Below are 16,838 nucleotides of genomic sequence, written 5' to 3'. Positions count from 1 at the left end.
CGCTGTCCGCATCGTGCAGGGGCGGGCTCATGGCTGCACCTTCTCGTGCTCGCTGCCACGCGCGGGCGTGATGAACATCAGGCGGCCCGGCTGCACCGCTTCCAGCCGGTGCCAGCAGCCGCGCGGCACCACCAGCATCTGGCCTGCCGAGAGTTCCAGAACCGGAGCCTCCTCCCCGCGCCGCTGCGGGCGCAGCAGCACACGCACTTCGCCGTCCAGCAGGCACAGCACTTCGTCGCCGACGGGATGGCGCTCCCAGTGCCCGTCATGCAGCGAGGCACCGTCGCTGAAAGGCTTGATGCCAATGATCCAGTCGCTGACCGGGTCCAGCTTTTCGTGCGGGTCCAGCACGCGCACCTGCGAAGGGGCGCACAGGCCGATGAGGTGGCTGGCCTGCGCCAGCGGCCGGGCGATGAGGGAATGGGCGTTCTTGTCCATGGTGTGTTCCATCGATGGTGAAGCGGGTTCTCAGAACTCGGCGCGCAGGCTGAGCGTGGCGCTGCGCGGCTCGCCATAGCGGTTGTTCCAGCCCGTGCCGGACAGGCTCTGGTAGTAGCGGCGGTCCGTCAGGTTGTCCACCTGCAGGGCCGCCGTGAGCTGGCGGTTGATGCGCCAGCCCAGGCGCAGGCTGGCCAGCGCGTAGCCGCCCTGCCGCAGCGTCACGCCCTGCGCCTGGTTGTAGAAGTCGCTTTGCGCGCGCAGGCCCAGGCCGATGCTGAAACGGCGCTCTGCCACCGGCACCTGGTAGCTGGCCCACAGGCGCAGGATGTGGCGCGGCGTGAAGCTGGCGAAGGGCAGGCCCTGGTTCTGCGCGTCCTGCAGGTACTGCGTGCGGTTCCAGGTGTAGGAGGCGCTCAGGCGCAAGTCGCGGTGGGGCTGGCCTTCGATCTCGGCCTCCAGCCCTCGGCTGCGCACCTCGCCGGTGGCGATGTACCAGCAGGCATTGCCCACGCAGGGATGGGCCGGATCGGCCTGGGCACGGTTCTTCTGCCGGATCTCGAACAGCGCCAGGCCCAGGTTCAGGCGGCCGCCCAGCAGTGCGCCCTTGATGCCGGCCTCCAGGTTGTTGCCCTGTACCGGGTCCAGCAGTTCACCGGCATAGGTGTAGCTGCTCTGCGGCTGGAGGATGCGCGCATGGCTGGCATAGGCGTTCCACTGCGGGCCGAGTGCGTACACCAGGCCTGCATAGGGGGTGAACTGCGTGCCCATGCGCGTGCGCACGCGGCTGGCGGCTCCGCCTGCGCCGCCCGTCTCTTGCTCCCAGCGCGTGAAGCGCCCGCCCAGCACCAGCTTCAAGGGGTCGGCCAGCTGCAGCCGCGCCATGCCGTACAGGCCGCTTTGCCGCGTCTCGGTGGGGCCGCGCGTGGCGTAGCTGCCGACCAGGGGCAGCGGCACGCCGTGCGGATTCCAGTTCCAGACATCGACCGGGCTTTGCGGCAGATTGAGGATGGAGGCGGCCCATTGCGTGCTGCGCGTGCGCTGGTGGTTGAAGCCGGCCAGCAGCTCGTGCGTGCGGCCCCACAGCTGCACCGGGCCGCTGGCAAAGGCATCCACACTGGTCTGGCTGTCGTCGAAGCGGTAGGCCGCACCCGTGAGGCGCCCGCCCAGGCCCGTGGCGGGATTGACAGCGCCGTTGGCCCCGGCATAGAGCAGCTCGGAATCGCCGGAGAGGTGATTGAGGTTGAGCCTGGCCTGCCACCCGTTGCTCCAGACATGCTCGACGCCGGCAAAGCTGCGCGTGGTGTTCCAGTCGAAGCGGTCCCAGGCCGCGTCCAGATAGGTGCTGCGCGGCAGGCCCACATCGCGGCCGTCTGCATAGAAAGGCACGCCCGCCATGTTGGTGGTGGAGCGTATGCGCTGATGGTGCGCCCCGGCGTGCACCGTGGTGCCGGGCGCCAGGTCCAGCTCGGCAATGGCGTAGAGATTGCCGGTGCGCTCGCCAGCCACGTCGTAGAAGAAGTCACGCTCCTCCTGCGTGGCCACCACGCGGGCACGCAGGCTGCCCGAGGCATTGAGCGGGCCGCCGACATCGGCCTCGGCGCGACGCCGGCCCCAGCTGCCCAGGGTCAGCCCCGCGCTGCCGGCAAACTCACGCGTGGGCCGCTTGGGCACGAGGTTGACCGTGGCGGCAGGGTTGCCCGTGCCATGCAGCAGGCCTGCGGCGCCGCGCACGATCTCCACGCGCTCGTACATGGCCATGTCCATGCGCGGGCTGGCCGTGTTGCCCATGAGAATGGGCACGCCGTCCTGCTGGAACGAATCGATCTTGAAGCCGCGCTGGTAGTAGCCCGTGGTCAGCAGCTGGAAGGGCTGCACGGTGACACCGGGGGCGTTCTGCATCACGTCGTCCAGGCTGTAGAGGTTTTGTTCGCGCATGCGCTCCTGCCCGATCACCGTGACCGACTGGGCGATTTCCTGCAGGCTCTGGCCCAGCTTGTCCACGCCCGTGCCGGTGACTGCGCTGGCGCGGACCGTGATCCCTGGCAGTGCGGCTGTTTCAGGCGCGCTGCCTGCATCAACCGCCTGCGTCTCGGCATGCAGCCGGGCCGATCCGCCCGTAGCAAAGGCCAGGCACAGGGCCAGTGGCAAGGGGCGCAACACCAGGGGCCGCGCCGCTTTCATTGACGATGAATCCATCACTCCTCCCGAATTTCAAATGAGAACCAATCTCATCCAAATTCTGAAAGACGTGGGCAGCGTCCATGCGCGATTGCGTCACGGCCTGCCGCGATCCCGGCACGATCACGGCAAAATCACGGCACGACTGCAGCGCTGCAAAGCGGCTGCGGAGCCTGACCTGGGATGGAGACTATCCGCGCCGCAAGGCGCTGGGCAGCACGCCATGATGGCGCTGGAAGACCTTGCTGAAATGCGAGGGGCTGTAGCCGCTGAGCGCGGCCGCCTGGGCCACATCCATCCGCGCAGAGGCCAGCAGCTCGTAGGCGCGCGCCATGCGCTGGGCCTGCAGCCATTCGGCCACCGTGCAGCCAAAGCACTGGCGAAAGCCCTGGGTGAGCTTGTTCACGTTAAGCCCCACATCACGCGCCAGAGCGCGCAGGCCCGGTGGATCATCCAGGCGCTCGCGCAGCAGCTGCACCGCACGCTCCAGTTGCTGGCGTCCGCGCCCGGACAGGTCTTCTTCCCCGGGCCGGGGCATGCACAGGGCCAGCAGCTCCAGCCCCTTGCCCGCCAGATAGAGCTGGCGCGCCGCGCCCTGCAGCGGACAGTGCAGGATCTGCTGCGCCACCGCGCGCTGGGCGGCACTGGCCTGGGCATCGCGGATGAGCGAGCCGCAGGCGCCGGATGCACCGGAATCTCCAGGAGCGCCTGCCTCCATCGCATCGGCCAGCCCCTGCGGAGTCAGGCCCAGGCTGGACGCCAGGCCCGACATGGGCAGGCTGGCCGACACGTACTCCAGATCCGAGCCCTGCTCCATGCCATGCAGCACGTCATGGGGTGCATCGCGCAGGCGCAGGTGTACGGAGGGACCGCACAGCCGCACGGGCGCCGAGCGTTCCAGCTGGTAGCTGATGCTGCCGGACAGCACCAGCACGAGCTTGACCCCGGCCTGCTCGCTCTCGCTGAACCACTGCGTGCGGTCAAAGCGCAGCCGGCCTGCCGACAGGCTGAGCATGGGCGTGGGCATTTGAACGGCGCCGCCGGGGGAAGAAGCAGGAAGGGTGCGGTCCTTTTTCATGGGCGGGTCCGGGCAGCTTGCGCCGTGGTGGCAGGGATCATGAGGGGCGCATGTTAATGCAATCCATTCTCATTTGCCGAGCAAGGCCGAACAGGTCATTCGCCCGCCGCATGACGTCCTGCCAAAACATTGATTGACGTCAAGACAGCCACCACCCAGCATTGGCCCGCCTGAAAAATCCGCCGCCGGCCCCAGCCGCTGCGCCACCAAAAACACCGACAAGGAGACATCCCCCATGCCCCGCACCCTTTCACGCAAGCAATTCCTGCGCGCTGCCGCGCTGCTCGGCGCCGCGCTGCTGCCCCTGCCCCAGGCCTGGGCGGATGCCTATCCCACCCGGCCCGTCAAGCTGGTCGTGCCCTTCGCCCCTGGCGGCAATACCGATGTGCTGGCGCGCATGGTGGCGCAGGGCCTGTCCGAGTCGCTGGGCCAGCCCGTGATCGTGGAAAACATCTCCGGCGCCAACGGCTCCATCGGCGCCAGCCGCGTGGCTTCGGCGGCCAATGATGGCTATACGCTGCTGTTCGGCACGGCCGGCACCCAGGCCATCAACCAGAGCCTGTACAAGAACCTGAGCGAGAAGAGCCTGGGCGATTTCGAGTACGTGGCCCTGGTGACCACCATTCCCAATGTGCTGGTCGTCAACGAGACGCGCACGCCCGCCAGGACGGTGAAGGACCTGGTGGCACGCGCCGCCGCGCAAAAGACCGGCATGAGCTATGGCTCGCCGGGCAGCGGCTCCACGATCCACCTGTCGGGCGAGCTGTTCAAGAGCGCCACCCAGCTGGACATGGTGCATGTGCCCTACAAGGGCAGCGCGCCGGCCCTGACCGACCTGCTGGGCGGCCAGATCGATTTCATCTTCGAGAACGTGACGCCCGCCCTGCCCTTCGTGCAGTCCGGCAAGCTCAAGGCCCTGGCCGTGACCTCCGAGCAGCGCCTGCCCGCCCTGCCCGATGTGCCGACCATGAAGGAAAGCGGCTACCCCACCTTCGTGACCGGCACCTGGAACGGCGTGCTGGCACCCAAGGGCACGCCGGCCGCCATCGTCAAGCGCCTGGAGGAAGCCACGCTCAAGGTGGCGGGCCATGCCGACTTCAAGTCCAAGGTGACGGCGCTGGGCGGCGAAGTGCGCCTGCTGGACTCCAAGGCCTTCCGCGAATTCACGCGGGCCGAGTACCAGCGCTGGAATGCGATCGTGCAGACGGCGAAGCTGGAGCGGCAATAACGTCGGCTCCGGCCCCCGCCTCCGGCGCCCGCTGGCGGCGGGCCCAGAACGTCTCGTTCGCCCAGCGCGGCTCCAGCGCGTAGTAGTGCTGGTGATGGGTACGGTACGCAGCGCGTATCGTGCCGATCCACGAACTCCAGGACTGCAGCGCATCGGCATCGCCCGCCAGGCTGCGGCGCACGGCCTGGGCGGCCTCGCTGCCCGTGACCAGGCTGTTGAGCAGGCCCTGCGATGCCAGGGGATCGAAGGACAGGCCTGCATCGCCCACGGCCAGCCAGTCCGGCCCGCTGGCAGCATCAAGCCATTGTTCGTGGGCGGCGGCCACGCGCAGCGGCTCCAGCAGCCGGCTGCCCCTGCTGCGCGCGCCCACCAGGGCCGTGTGATGCGCCATTTCCAACAGATCGGCCGTGCTGCGCAGGCGCCGGGCTTGAGGCAGGTCGATATCGGTCTGCCAGGCAATCACGCAACTGCCATCGGGCAGGTCGGCGCTGTACCACCAGCCTTCGGCATCCGACTCGATCATGGTGGTGCCTGCATGCTCATGCGATGGCGGCTCCACCCAGGCGTGAAAGCAGACCAGGCGGCCACCACGGTGGACCTGGGCGCCAGCCTGCCGGGCCACGCGGGCCGCGCGGCCCGTGGCATCGACCACGATGCGGCAGGACAGCTCCAACGGGCCGTGCGCCGGGTCGCCCTGCGCCCTATCGATCAGGCAGCGCCAGCGCATGGGTGCGCCCGGTGGCTGGCGCTGCAGGCTGCGCAGCGTGGCGGGCACCAGGCAGGGCACGCCACGGCTGCGCGCAGCCTCCAGCAGCATGGCGTCGAAGCGCTTGCGGTCCAGGTGCCAGCCCGCGCCATGCGGGTCGAACAGTGCGTCCTGAAAGATGACCTCCGGCCCTCCCCACAATGACCGCCGCGACCATGCCGGCCGGTGGCCCTGTGCCGCGAACGCATCCCACACGCCCAGGTCGGACAGAATCACCCGGGCCGCAGCGGGCAGGGTTTCGCCAATGGCCCGCCCAGCCTGCACGGCGCGTCCTACCAGCGCCACGCGGCAGTGCCCTGCCAGTTGCGCGGCAACGGCCGAGCCCGCCGGTCCCGCGCCCACGACGAGCACATCCAGTTCATCCGGCAGCGGCGCGGCGGCCATGGCGTGCGACGGCATGGCCGGCACTCAGCGCGGCAGCACCGGGCCGCGCTGCGTCATGGCGCGCAACTGCTGCTCGTTGTCTGCATCGAAGGGCTCGATGCGGGGAGGCGCCTCCTGCCCGTCCGGTTGCACCGCAGTCTTGAGCATGTGCGACGGCGCCGGGGCGATGCGGTTTTCCACCTGCATCACCGGCGGGAAGTCCTTGTCGCCCCGCACGCCGGGCCGACTCTCGATGACGCCCATGTCACCGAAGTGGCTGATCATGCGGTTGATCTCGCTCTCATAGCCTTCCTCACCCAGTGTGCGGAACCACGACTCGCGGCGGTTGAAGGCGGCAACGCGCTGCTCGCGCGGCAGTTCGGTGTCGATGACCCTTTCATAGGCCTCCTGCGTCAGCACCTGGTTGGGCACGCGGGCCGGCCAGAACGTGGGCAGGTAGGGGTCGTAGCGTGGGCCATAGCCGGCGTAATAGCCGCTGCGGCAGCTGGCGGTGTCGGTCTGCCATGGGACCGCCATCCAGCGCGTGAGGTCGCCGGCCACCTGCGCATACAGCGGCCCGCTCTCGGACAGGGCCACCGCAGGCGTGAGCCGGGAGCCGTAGAGTTGCAGCTCGGGCGGGTTCACTGCCGCCTCGCGGATGCGGAACGGCGCCCGGTACATGCTGGCGTGCCGCATGGGCCAGGTGATCTCGCAGCCCGGATGGAAGGCGTCGGCCAGGCAATCGTCCATGGCGGCATGGTCGAGCATGGCCGGCTGCTCCTGCAGCGGCACGTCGGCGAGCTGGGCAGGGTACTGCTGGCCGGGCTTCCAGTCGGACAGGAAATGGCCGCCGGCCCACAGGTCCAGCATTCTCAGCTGCGTGGGGGTCAGTGCCGCATGCTGGCGCGGCGTGTCGGCGGGCGGCACGGCCATGGCGTCGCCATACAGCCAGGGCCAGGGCTGGGGGGATGCGCCATCACGGTCAAAACGGCGGAAGGCATTGGCCACCTGCTGGCGCAGCTCGGCCCAGGTCGTGCCCGGGCTGTTGAGCCTGGCGATCCACGCCTCGTCATCCGCACTGGCCGCCCCGCCCCAGCCGAACTGGGATGCAAAGCCCTTGTTCGCCCACTGCAGGCTGCTCTGGCGCTGGAGTATGGGCAGGATGTGCCGGCTAAAGGAGACGTGCAGCGGGAAGGCGGCCATGCCCGAGTGGATGTACACATCCTCCATCAGGTCCTTCATGGTGCGCACCGACTTCATCTGCGGGCCGTAGTTGGGCGGCGCAACCGTGACCCATGCCGCATCCACCGGCACGGAAACGCCGGCCACGACGACCTTGGCGCGCACCGGGCCGTCGGCCACATCGTCATGCCAGCCCTCGTTGTTCGCAAACGTGGTGGCCTTGGAGCCATCCACGGAGGCAGAGACGCCACGGCCTCCCAGCACGAGAAGCTGGCCCGTCTTTTCAATGCGCAATTCGCCCAGATAAACCGGCTTGCCGCAGAAACTGCCGCTGTCGAATGCCACCGGGGCCGAGCCTTTGGCAATTCGGCGGGCTCCCGGTCGAATGGCCAGGCTTTTCCGGTCCTTCACCGTGGCATTGCGCAAAATCGTGGGATCGGCCGTTGCAGCTTCAGGCACGTCCAGCGCCAATTGGAATTGATACCAGGCGGCCTTGGTATTGGCCAGTTCGACTTCCCATTCGATCTGGTCCTGGTCGGACGTGAGTTCACGCACCACCTCGCCCGCGGCGTTGTAGCCGTAGATGCGAAAGCGCGCAGCCTGCCGCTTGAGCGCGCCCTGCGCATCACGCAGGCTGCCCGGCGCCATGGGCGGCACATGCATCAGCTCGGGGCCGACATAGCACTCATCCGGACTATTGCCAATACGCGCCACACCAATTCCCGGGTGTATGGCTGCACGCACAATGGTGGAGTCGATTCCCATTCGTCGCCCTTTCAGTTGCTGAGGCACTGATTGCAACAAACAGTATCAAAAAAGCCGAGAAAAAGTTAATTATCGGGAATCAACAATCCATAGCAACGCAAGAATGAGTTCAATTGAACCCATTCATTCTCCAATAGATGAACTGCTATTGATAATGAATTAGCAGAATAAATATCGATTCACAGCAGCACGATGTCGTATTGCTCCTGTGCCATGGCCGTCTCGGCCTGCAGCGAGATGGGCTTCTTGATGAAGTCGGACAGGCCGGCCAGGTGCTGGCTTTCCTCGTCCAGGAACATCTCGACCACCTTGGGCGAGGCCACGATGCGGAACTCGCGCGGGTTGAACTGGCGCGCCTCGCGCAGGATTTCGCGCAGCACCTCGTAGCAGACGCTGCGCACGGTCTTCACATGGCCCTTGCCCTGGCAGACCGGGCAGGATTCGCACAGCATGTGGGCCAGCGATTCGCGCGTGCGCTTGCGCGTCATCTCCACCAGGCCCAACTGCGAGAAACCGCCCGCCATGGTCTTGACGCGGTCGCGCCCGAGCTGGCGCTTGAATTCGGACAGCACCTCGGCCTGGTGGTCGTCGCGCACCATGTCGATGAAGTCCACGATGATGATGCCGCCCAGGTTGCGCAGGCGCAGCTGGCGCGCGATCTGCTGGGCCGCTTCCAGGTTGGTCTTGAAGATGGTGTCGTCGAAGTTGCGCGCCCCCACGTAGCCGCCGGTGTTGACGTCCACCGTGGTCAGCGCCTCGGTCTGGTCCACGATCAGGTAGCCGCCGGACTTGAGGTCCACGCGGCGGCCCAGCGCACGGGCGATTTCCTCGTCGATGGCGAACAGGTCGAAGATGGGCCGCTCGCCGCGGTAGTGCTGCAGCTTGGGCACGGCCGCCGGCATGTATTCCTGGCCGAAGGTCATGAGCAGGGCGAACTGCTCCTTGGAGTCGATGCGGATGCTCTGCGTGCCCTCGCCCACCAGATCGCGCAACACGCGCTGCAGCAGGTTCAGGTCCTGATGCAGCAGCGACATGGGCGGCAGGCGCACCGAGGCGTCCTTGATGCGGCTCCAGGTCTTGCGCAGGTAGCGGATGTCGTCGGCCAGCTCGGCGTCGCTGGAGTCCTCGCCATTGGTGCGCAGGATGAAGCCGCCGCCCCCGCCGGTTTCCTTGGTGCCCACCAGGCCCTGCAGGCGCGCGCGCAGCGCGTCGCGCTCGCCCTGCGGGATTTTCTGCGAGATGCCGATATGGTCATCCTGGGGCAGCAGCACCAGCAATCGCCCCGCGATGCTGATCTGCGTGGACAGGCGCGCACCCTTGGTGCCGATCGGGTCCTTGATGACCTGCACCATGATGGTCTGGCCTTCGAAAACCTGCTTTTCGATGGGCACGACAGGCATGTCCTTGCGCGCGAACATGGGGGCCTCGCCCCCTTCCTGCCGCTGCCAGACGTCGGCCACGTGCAGGAAGGCTGCTCGCTCCAGGCCGATGTCGATGAAGGCCGACTGCATGCCCGGCAGCACACGCGAGACCTTGCCCAGATAGACGTTGCCGACCAGGCCGCGCTCCAGCGGGCGCTCCATGTGCAGCTCCTGGACGGCGCCGTTCTCGATGATGGCCACGCGCGTTTCCTGTGGCGACCAATTGATCAGAATGTCTTGCTGCATGCTGTGCCTGTGGTGTGCTTTGTCGTTTGTATTTCTCGGCCATGGCGGCCCGGCAATCATTGCGCCGGTGGCCGCTTGCCACTATCTTGCCGCGCCATCCGCTGTCATCGGCGGTCTGCGCATGCCTGCACGCCCCTGCGGGCCCAGGTCGGGGAGCCGGCCTACAGTGCCCAGCCCAGCTCGCGCAGCAGCGCCGCCGTCTCGAACAGAGGCAGGCCCATGATGCCCGAGTAGCTGCCGTGCAGCCACTGCACATGGGCCGCCGCGCGGCCCTGTATGCCATAGGCGCCGGCCTTGCCCATGGGCTCGCCCGAGGCCACATACGCGTCGATCTGCTGCGCGCTCATGGCCGAAAAGCAGACCTGGGAAACCGACAGCGCAGCCAGGCGCCGCGCGCCGTGCTGTATGGCGACGGCGGTCAGCACCTCGTGCTCGCGGCCCGCAAGCGCGGTCAGCATGCGGCGGGCATCGTCGGCATCGGCAGGCTTGCCAAGAATGCGGCCATCCAGCGCCACCGTGGTGTCCGAGCACAGCACGGGCGCCACAGCCAGGGCGCGGCGCGCATGGCGGGCCACGGCGGCATCGAGCTTGAGCGCGGTGACGCGCTGCACATAGTCGCGCGCTGCCTCATCAGCCAGTTCGGCCTCTATGGCCTCGGCATCTTCGGCAATGTCGCCCTCGGCGTTGGGCAGCAAAAGCTCATGGGCCACACCCAGCTGCTCCAGCAGCTGGCGGCGGCGGGGGCTCTGGGAGGCAAGGTAGATGAATGGCGGCATGATAAGAATGAGAAATGCCTTCAGCCCTTTGTTGCAAAGCGCTGAAGGCTATCAAAATCATAGTATCACGAGATCCTCGGATCCGCGTGACAGGGCCGCTGGCAGAGCCTGGGAGCCGGGACAGGCCCTATTCCCGGTGGTAGGGATGGCCGGCGTTGACCGACCAGGCACGGTACAGCTGCTCGATGAGCAGCACCCGCACCATGGCATGCGGCAGGGTCAGGTCCGACAGGCGGATGCGCTCGTGCGCAGCCTGCCTGAAGGCGGGGTCCAGTCCGTCCGGTCCGCCGATGATCAGGGCCACGTCGTCGCCCTCCAGCTGCCAGCCCTGCAGGCGCTGGGCCAGTGCCTTGGTCGTCAGATTGGTGCCGCGCTCATCGAGCACGACGATGCGCGTGCCACGCGGAATGGCGGCCTCGATGCGCTTGCGCTCGGCCGCGTACAGGGTCTCGACCGTCTTGGAGCCGCGCGGCTCGGTCTTGACGGCCTTGAGCTCCACCTTGAGCTCCGGGGGAAAGCGCTTGGCATAGTCGTCGTAGGCCGTCTGCGCCCAGTCGGGCACATGCTGGCCCACGGCCACGATCAACAGCTTCATGCAGCGTCAGTCCCGAACCGTTCAGGCCTTGGCGCGGGGAGCGCGCTTGGCGGCCGGCTTGGCAGCGGCACCTGCCTTGGGCTTGGCGGGAGCACGGTTGACCACCACGGTCTTGATGGCCTTGGGCGCTGCCGTCTTGCGGGCCGGCGCCTTGGCGGCGGCCGACTTCACGGCGGCGGACTTGGGAGCGGCCGACTTTGCAGCAGCCGGCTTGGCGGCCGCCGTACGGGATGCTGCCGGCTTGGCAGCTGCGGAACGGGGTGCAGCGGCCTTGGCAGGAGCTGCCTTCTTGGCAGCGGGCTTCTTGCCTGCAGCAGGTGCGGCGGCAGAAGCGGCCTTCTTGGCAGCAGGCTTGGCGGCCGTTGCAGCAGCCTTCTTGGAAGCGGCCTTCTTGGCCTTTTCCTCGGCCTTGTCGGTGGCGGCCGAGCGCGTGGGCTTGGGAGCACCCAGCTTCAGGCGCACAGGCGTCTCGCCCCAGATCTCTTCCAGGCGGTAGTACTGGCGGATGGCTGGCTGCATCACATGGACCACGGCCTGGCCGCAGTCCACGATGATCCACTCGCCGTTTTCTTCGCCTTCCTGGCGTGGCACGGGAAAACCGGCCTGCTTGACGGCGTCGCGCACGCTGGAGGCCAGCGCCTTGGTCTGGCGGTTGGAGGTGCCAGCAGCCACGATCACGCGCTCGAACAGCGGCGAGAGCTTTTCGGTATTGAAGACCTGGATGTCTTGGGCCTTGACGTTTTCGAGGCCGTCAACAATGGCGCGTTGCAGCTTGGTCACGTCGCGCTTGGCTGCGGAATCCGATTTGGTGGAAGTGGTCATCAGGCGGTGATCAGTGGAATAGAAATGGGATCAATATAGCGCGAGCGCCGTGCGGCCCGTAGAGGGCTTGGCTGTAGCGGCGCTCCAAAATGCATGGAGTTCGCCCACAGATCGCCGGAAGATTTCGCGCCGAAGAAAGTGGAGAACGCAGCCAACGCTGCGCCTCAAGCTATTGAAATTATAGTTTTGCCGCCTATTCCCTTGCACGCGCGGATTTCGCCACGCGGCCGGAGATGGCGGCAATGGGACTCAAAGCCAGTCGCGGCGCACCAGGAATTGCTCCAGCAGCGCGCGCTCGGGCGTGCCGGGCGCGTCCTCGCGCTGGTAGCTCCAGCTCGCATGCGGGGGCATGGACAGCAAGATGGATTCCGTGCGCCCGCCGGACTGCAGGCCGAAGTGCGTTCCCCGGTCCCAGACCAGGTTGAACTCCACGTAGCGGCCGCGGCGGTAGCGCTGGAAATCGACCTGCTGCTGGCCGTAGTCCATGGCCTGGCGGCGCTCGACGATGGGCAGGTAGGACTCCAGAAAGGAATCTCCCACCGAACGCAGCATGTCGAAGCTGCGCGCCTGGCCCAGCTCAGAGAAGTCGTCGAAGAAGATGCCGCCGATGCCGCGCTGCTCGTTGCGGTGCTTCAGGCAGAAGTACTCGTCGCACCAGGTCTTGAAGCGCGGGTAGAGCGTGTCGCCAAAAGGCGCCAGCGCATCGCGGCAGACGCGGTGAAAGTGCTGTGCATCTTCCTCGAAGCCGTAGACCGGTGTCAGGTCCATGCCGCCGCCGAACCAGCAGGTGGGCTCGTTGCCCGGATGCCCTGCCGCACCTGAGCCGGCCGCACCTGAGCCGGCCGCAATCATTCGCACATTCATGTGTACCGTAGGCACAAAAGGATTGCGCGGATGGAAGACCAGGGACACGCCCATGGCCTCGAACGGCGCACCCGCCAGTTCAGGCCGGTGCTGCGTGGCCGAGGGCGGCAGTTGCGGCCCGCGCACATGAGAGAAGCCGCAGCCCGCGCGCTCGAACACGCGGCCACCCTCCATGATGCGGGTGATGCCATCGCCCTGCAGGCGCTCGCCGGGCCCCTTGCTCCAGGCGTCGGACAGAAAGCGTGCACCGCCCTCGCCTTCCACCTGCTCCAGCGCCTGCGTGATGCGGGCCTGCAGGCCCGTCAGGTACTCGCGCACCTGGGCCACGGGCAGCGCCTGCCCGGTCGATTGCTCTGCCATGGACTCAGTTCTTCACAGCACGGAAGCCGATGTCGCGGCGGTACTGGGCACCATCGAAATGGATGCCGCGCGCCACGTCATAGACTTTTTGCTGGGCCTGCTTGACGCTGTCGGCCAGCACGGTGACGCACAGCACGCGGCCACCGCTGGTGACGGGCACGCCGTCCTTGAGCTGGGTGCCGGCATGGAAGACCATGGCGTCGGCGGCGTCCTGCGGCAGCCCGCTGATGGCATCGCCCTTGCGCGGGTCCTCGGGGTAGCCGGCCGCAGCCATGACCACGCCCAGCGCCGTGCGGCGGTCCCATTGCAGCTCGACCTGGTCGAGCTTGGCATCGGTGGCCGCCAGCATGACGTCCACCAGATCGCTCTTGAGGCGCATCATGATGGGCTGGGTCTCGGGGTCGCCCATGCGGCAGTTGAACTCCAGCGTCTTGGGATGGCCGGACGCGTCGATCATCAGGCCCGCATAGAGGAAGCCGGTGTAGGGAATGCCGTCCTTTTCCATGCCGCGGATGGTCGGCAGGATGATCTCGCGCATGGCGCGGGCATGCACGTCGGCCGTGACCACGGGCGCGGGCGAGTAGGCGCCCATGCCGCCCGTGTTCGGGCCCTGGTCGCCGTCCTTCAGGCGCTTGTGGTCCTGGCTGGTTGCCAGGGCCAGGACGTTCTTGCCGTCGCACAGCACGATGAAGCTGGCTTCCTCGCCGGCGAGGAATTCCTCGATCACCACGCGGGCGCCGCCGTCGTTGTGGGCCACGCCGTACTTGTTGTCCACGAGCATGAAGTCCACGGCGTCGTGGGCTTCCTGCAGCGTTGTCGCAACGACCACGCCCTTGCCCGCGGCCAGGCCGTCGGCCTTGACCACGATGGGCGCACCCAGGCGGTCCACGTAGGCATGGGCCGCCACCGGGTCGGTGAAGGTTTCATAGAGCGCCGTGGGGATGCCGTGGCGCGCCATGAAGTCCTTGGAGAAGGCCTTGGAGCTTTCCAGCTGGGCGGCCGCCTTGGAGGGGCCGAAGATGCGCAGGCCGTGGGCGCGGAACTCATCGACCACGCCGGCAGCCAGCGGAGCCTCGGGGCCGACCACGGTCAGCGCGACCTTCTCGGCCTGCGCCCACTCGCGCAGCGCCTGCGGGTCGGTGATGTTGAGGTTTTCCACCTTGCCGCCGGCCAGGCCCGTGCCACCGTTGCCGGGGGCCACATAGACCTTGGTCGATTTCGGCGATTCAGCCAGTTTCCACGCCAGGGCGTGCTCGCGGCCTCCGCCACCAATCACAAGAATTTTCATAGTTCAGCGTTGTGGTAGACGTCCTGTACGTCATCCAGGTCTTCGATCATGTCCAGCAGCTTTTGCATGCGGGCTGCGTCATCGCCTTGCAGGGCGATGGTGTTTTCCGGGCGCATGGTGACTTCAGCCACCTCCGGCGTCAGGCCCTTGGCCTGCAGCGCGTCGCGCACGGTTTCGAACTCTGCGGGTGCGGTCAGCACCTCGATGGCTCCCTCGTCATCGGTGATCACGTCCTCGGCGCCGGCCTCCAGAGCCACTTCCATGATCTGGTCCTCGTCGCTTCCGGGAGCGAAGATCAGTTGTCCGACATGCTTGAACTGGAAGGACACGGAACCCTCCGTGCCCATGTTGCCACCGTACTTGCTGAAGGCGTGACGCACATCCGCCACAGTGCGCACGCGATTGTCGGTCATGGTGTCCACGATGATGGCCGCGCCGCCAATGCCGTAGCCTTCGTAGCGGATTTCCTCGTAGGTCACGCCTTCGAGGTTGCCCGTGGCCTTGTCGATGTTGCGCTTGATGTTGTCGGCCGGCATGTTGGCCGCCTTGGCCTTTTCCACCGCCAGGCGCAGGCGCGGGTTGGCGCTGAGATCGCCCCCTCCCGTGCGTGCCGCCACCATGATTTCACGGATGATGCGAGTCCAGACCTTGCCGCGCTTTTCGTCCTGGCGGCCTTTGCGGTGCTGGATATTGGCCCATTTACTGTGTCCTGCCACAGGCTGTCCTTTGATATTGATTTAACCTTGCGGCTGGGATTTTACTTTTGACCGCATGCTCCCCCGAGGAAACCCGAAATGGCCGCTCCACTTCTGATCGCCCGCCACTCTGCCACAGAATGCCTGCTGCTGCCCGCACTGGCCAATCGACATGGCCTGATCACGGGCGCCACCGGCACCGGCAAGACCGTGACGCTGCAGAAAATGGCCGAGGGATTCTCCGAGATCGGCGTGCCGGTGTTCATGGCCGACATCAAGGGAGACCTGTCCGGCATCAGCCAGGCTGGCAGCACGGGCGCCAAGATGGCGGCCTCCCTGCAGGAGCGCGGCATCGAGATTCCCCAGCCCCTGGCCTGCCCCACCACGCTGTGGGACGTGTTCGGCGAGCTGGGCCACCCGGTGCGCGCCACGGTCTCGGACATGGGTCCGCTGCTGATCGGCCGCATGCTGGCCCTGAACGACACGCAGATGGGCGTGCTCAACCTGGTCTTCAAGATTGCCGACGACAACGGCCTGCTGCTGCTGGACCTCAAGGACCTGCGCGCCATGCTCCAGCATGTGGGCGACAACGCCAAGCAGTTCACCACCGAGTACGGCAACATCAGCGCGGCCAGCGTGGGCGCCATACAGCGCGGGCTGGTCGCCATCGAGTCCCAGGGCGGTGACAAATTCTTTGGCGAGCCCATGCTCGACATCAACGACCTGATGCAGACCGATGCCGGCGGCAAAGGCGTGGTCAACATCCTGGCCGCCGAGAAGCTGATGAATTCGCCGCGCCTGTACTCCACCTTCCTGCTGTGGATGCTGTCCGAGCTGTTCGAGCGCCTGCCCGAGATCGGCGACCCCGACAAGCCCAAGCTGGTCTTCTTCTTCGACGAGGCCCACCTGCTGTTCAACGACGCGCCCAAGGTGCTGCTCGAACGCATCGAACTGGTGGTGCGCCTGGTGCGCTCCAAGGGCGTGGGCGTGTATTTCGTCACGCAAAACCCGATGGACGTGCCCGACACCGTGCTGGCCCAGTTGGGCAACCGCGTGCAGCATGCGCTGCGCGCCTTCACGCCGCGCGACCAGAAGGCCGTCAAGGCCACGGCCACCACCATGCGGCCCAAGCCCGGCCTGGATATCGAGGCCGCCATTACCGAACTGGCCGTGGGCGAGGCCCTGGTGAGCTTCCTCGACGACAAGGGACGCCCCGGCATCACCGAGCGTGCCTACGTGATCCCGCCCGGCAGCCAGATCGGCCCCATCAACGAGGAGCAGCGCAAGACCCTGCTGGCACAGTCGCTGGTGGCCGGCGTCTATGAAAAGGCGGTGGACCGCGAGTCGGCCTACGAGGTGCTGCGCGGCCGCACGGCAGCGGCCGGCGACGGCGCAGCGCCAACCGGCACGGGCCCGGCCGGTGCTGCGCCCGCGGCAAGCGAAGGTGGCGCCATGATGGACGGGCTCAAGGACCTGCTGTTCGGCACCACGGGCCCGCGCGGCGGCAAGCACGACGGCCTGGTGCAGACCATGGCCAAGTCCACCATGCGCACCATGGGCAATTCGCTGGGCAAGGAGATCCTGCGCGGCGTGCTCGGCGGCATCCTGGGCAACAAGAAGCGCTGAAGCGCTGGCGCACCGGCACTGCGCCGCATCAAACACCATAGCACCCAGCCGTTGCCATGCAACGGCTGGCGCATTTCAGGGCTCTGAAAGCCCGCGCATGCGGCTATGATCGAAAGCGCCTCCATCCACTTTGCGGAACCGCAC

14 protein-coding genes are annotated in these 16,838 nt (G+C 67.0%); 2 read left to right on the top strand and 12 right to left on the bottom strand.

Annotated elements, in window-relative coordinates; all coding sequences use genetic code 11:
* Positions 1–27: 27 nt before the first annotated feature.
* The 3 genes from IAE24_RS16115 to IAE24_RS16105 all read right to left on the bottom strand — a co-directional run bounded on the left by IAE24_RS16115 (position 28) and on the right by IAE24_RS16105 (position 3,697).
* On the bottom strand, positions 28–438 hold the full coding sequence (locus IAE24_RS16115) for a cupin domain-containing protein (protein ID WP_199961645.1): 411 nt from the start codon (positions 436–438) through the stop codon (positions 28–30).
* A gap of 30 nt (positions 439–468) precedes the next feature.
* Complete coding sequence (locus IAE24_RS16110; protein ID WP_199961644.1) at positions 469–2,637, bottom strand: TonB-dependent siderophore receptor; 2,169 nt, start codon at positions 2,635–2,637, stop codon at positions 469–471.
* 172 nt (positions 2,638–2,809) lie between these two features.
* The gene (locus tag IAE24_RS16105; RefSeq protein ID WP_199961643.1) at positions 2,810–3,697 is read right to left on the bottom strand and encodes a helix-turn-helix domain-containing protein; all 888 of its coding nucleotides are present in this window, start codon (positions 3,695–3,697) and stop codon (positions 2,810–2,812) included.
* Positions 3,698–3,932: 235 nt separating this feature from the next.
* Between IAE24_RS16105 and IAE24_RS16100 the strand changes: the two genes are divergently transcribed.
* Positions 3,933–4,925 (top strand): Bug family tripartite tricarboxylate transporter substrate binding protein, encoded by a 993-nt coding sequence (locus tag IAE24_RS16100; RefSeq protein ID WP_199961642.1) that lies wholly within the window; start codon positions 3,933–3,935, stop codon positions 4,923–4,925.
* On the opposite strand, the gene IAE24_RS16095 is transcribed toward IAE24_RS16100, so the two are convergent.
* The 9 genes from IAE24_RS16095 to IAE24_RS16055 form a co-directional block, all read right to left on the bottom strand.
* Entirely contained in the window at positions 4,861–6,090 is a 1,230-nt protein-coding gene (locus tag IAE24_RS16095) for an NAD(P)/FAD-dependent oxidoreductase (RefSeq protein ID WP_199961641.1), read from the bottom strand. The genes IAE24_RS16100 and IAE24_RS16095 overlap by 65 nt on opposite strands.
* Positions 6,091–6,099: 9 nt before the next feature.
* The gene (locus IAE24_RS16090) at positions 6,100–8,001 is read right to left on the bottom strand and encodes a LodA/GoxA family CTQ-dependent oxidase (RefSeq protein WP_199961640.1); all 1,902 of its coding nucleotides are present in this window, start codon (positions 7,999–8,001) and stop codon (positions 6,100–6,102) included.
* A gap of 179 nt (positions 8,002–8,180) precedes the next feature.
* A complete protein-coding gene (rng, locus tag IAE24_RS16085) occupies positions 8,181–9,668 on the bottom strand; it encodes a ribonuclease G (protein ID WP_013802635.1) in 1,488 nt (495 codons plus the stop codon).
* Positions 9,669–9,829: 161 nt separating this feature from the next.
* A complete protein-coding gene (locus tag IAE24_RS16080; protein WP_034393057.1) occupies positions 9,830–10,444 on the bottom strand; it encodes a Maf family protein in 615 nt (204 codons plus the stop codon).
* Positions 10,445–10,571: 127 nt separating this feature from the next.
* Positions 10,572–11,039 carry a 23S rRNA (pseudouridine(1915)-N(3))-methyltransferase RlmH gene (gene rlmH, locus IAE24_RS16075; protein ID WP_012205361.1) on the bottom strand — a complete coding sequence of 156 codons (468 nt, stop codon included), beginning with the start codon at positions 11,037–11,039 and terminating at the stop codon, positions 10,572–10,574.
* Between the two features lie 21 nt (positions 11,040–11,060).
* Positions 11,061–11,861, bottom strand: coding sequence for a ribosome silencing factor (rsfS, locus tag IAE24_RS16070; protein WP_180317189.1), 801 nt, complete (start codon positions 11,859–11,861; stop codon positions 11,061–11,063).
* A gap of 249 nt (positions 11,862–12,110) precedes the next feature.
* Positions 12,111–13,085: an oxygen-dependent coproporphyrinogen oxidase gene (gene hemF / locus IAE24_RS16065; protein WP_051940708.1), complete on the bottom strand. Its 975-nt coding sequence runs from the start codon at positions 13,083–13,085 to the stop codon at positions 12,111–12,113.
* 4 nt (positions 13,086–13,089) lie between these two features.
* A complete protein-coding gene (gene purD / locus IAE24_RS16060; RefSeq protein WP_012205358.1) occupies positions 13,090–14,373 on the bottom strand; it encodes a phosphoribosylamine--glycine ligase in 1,284 nt (427 codons plus the stop codon).
* The gene (locus IAE24_RS16055; RefSeq protein ID WP_012205357.1) at positions 14,370–15,089 is read right to left on the bottom strand and encodes a YebC/PmpR family DNA-binding transcriptional regulator; all 720 of its coding nucleotides are present in this window, start codon (positions 15,087–15,089) and stop codon (positions 14,370–14,372) included. The genes purD and IAE24_RS16055 overlap by 4 nt, the downstream gene beginning before the upstream one ends.
* A gap of 78 nt (positions 15,090–15,167) precedes the next feature.
* Here IAE24_RS16055 and IAE24_RS16050 point away from each other — a divergent pair, with 78 nt between their 5' ends.
* Entirely contained in the window at positions 15,168–16,694 is a 1,527-nt protein-coding gene (locus IAE24_RS16050) for a helicase HerA-like domain-containing protein (protein ID WP_099751535.1), read from the top strand.
* Positions 16,695–16,838: the final 144 nt, after the last annotated feature.

It is taken from the genome of Delftia sp. S65, from assembly GCF_016516495.1.
Classification (GTDB): domain Bacteria; phylum Pseudomonadota; class Gammaproteobacteria; order Burkholderiales; family Burkholderiaceae_C; genus Comamonas; species Comamonas acidovorans.
Note: the sequence above shows the minus strand (reverse complement) of the source record. Positions and strands in the feature narration are given on the sequence as shown.